At 39.4% G+C, this 1,329-nt stretch carries 1 protein-coding gene; it reads right to left on the reverse strand.

Annotated features, from left to right (window positions below):
• Nucleotides 1-66: 66 nt before the first annotated feature.
• Nucleotides 67-1,194, reverse strand: coding sequence for an RHS repeat domain-containing protein (locus HMPREF9449_RS15865; protein WP_009136500.1), 1,128 nt, complete (start codon nt 1,192-1,194; stop codon nt 67-69).
• Nucleotides 1,195-1,329 lie beyond the last annotated feature (135 nt).

The raw sequence follows: 1,329 nt of genomic DNA on the forward strand, positions 1-1,329 counted from the left end.
TTTTTCCGAAAACTATTTCTCTTTCCGGAAAAAACAGAATGATCAAAAACAAAATCTTTAAAAGTTTCATTTATACCAATATTTTGAAAATTTATCATATTCTTTATAATAATAATCAGGATTCTCTTTTGTTACGGTATCAAAATATCGCCACATGATATCTCCCCTAAATACCGGCGTACATTTTTGCCAACTGGGATGATCTACCTGCAAGTCATAAGCCATATAATGAGTTTTATTATACTTGCCATATTTACGAACCCCATGACCGGTATACTCGTGAACCCCTAATATATTTTCCACTTGTTCAACCAGTGTAAAATCCCTCTGTACTCCATTATCCCCCTGATTGACAGATATACGGAAAGGATCCGGACCTTTAAGATTCTTATTCTTAGTAAAGAGTGTCTTTGCGTAACCTGTACCTAAGGTCGGGGAATTATACTCATCGTCCCCATTTTTAACAGCTATAGCTCCTCCTTCCAAACGCGAGATATCGTAATTCTTCATGGCTAAGATATGAGTGTAAATCCTGGAATAAGCCCGCGCTGAAAGAGTATTCTTTCCGATACCGCTGCCTACAGGTTTAGCAAATTTACCCGATTTCATCGTTTCAAAATCTTTTGCCGTCGTTATACGGATTTCTCCTGTAAATCCTTCATGATCAACACCCAGATAATTCCCATCTTTATCATAATAAGGACTCGTATACTGGCCCGTCGGATCGACAAATTTTAGCGGGTTATTCAAGCAATAAGTATAAGGACTCCAACTAGGATAGTTTTCTTGCATCGCATCCAAGACAAACCATCTGGCTAAATCCTTGTCATACAGTCGGGCTCCATAATCCAAAAAATTCAAATCGCCAACATACTGCTTCTCCTTACCGTTGTATTTCAAACGGTTTTCCACAAGCTGAGGATAATCCCCCCGCTGATGCTCCAGACCAAAGGGATAGTAATCGTTACGTTCACAAACATTACCGGCCGAATCGATTACGGCCCGGATACTGCCCAAATGGTCTTTCAGGTAATAATAAGCCCTATAGCCGTTATTACCGGCCGATATCCGCCCTTCTCCAAATAAGACTCCTTCCAATGTCAAAGAACTGCCGTCACAAAGGTATTGAAAAGAACCACGGTAATCATAACCCCGGCCGAAAGGATCCGCTACCCCCAACTTCTCTCTGCCCACCTTATAACGGTAACGGACTTGGAGAGCTCCCGAACAATTTATCTCAATTTACAAATTTAAATTATATTTTTGATTTATGGATAGTCAAAAACAATTTAGGCTGTTTTGATAATTATAAAAAAATTCCTCCCCTAT

It is taken from the genome of Odoribacter laneus YIT 12061, assembly GCF_000243215.1.
GTDB lineage: Bacteria > Bacteroidota > Bacteroidia > Bacteroidales > Marinifilaceae > Culturomica > Culturomica lanea.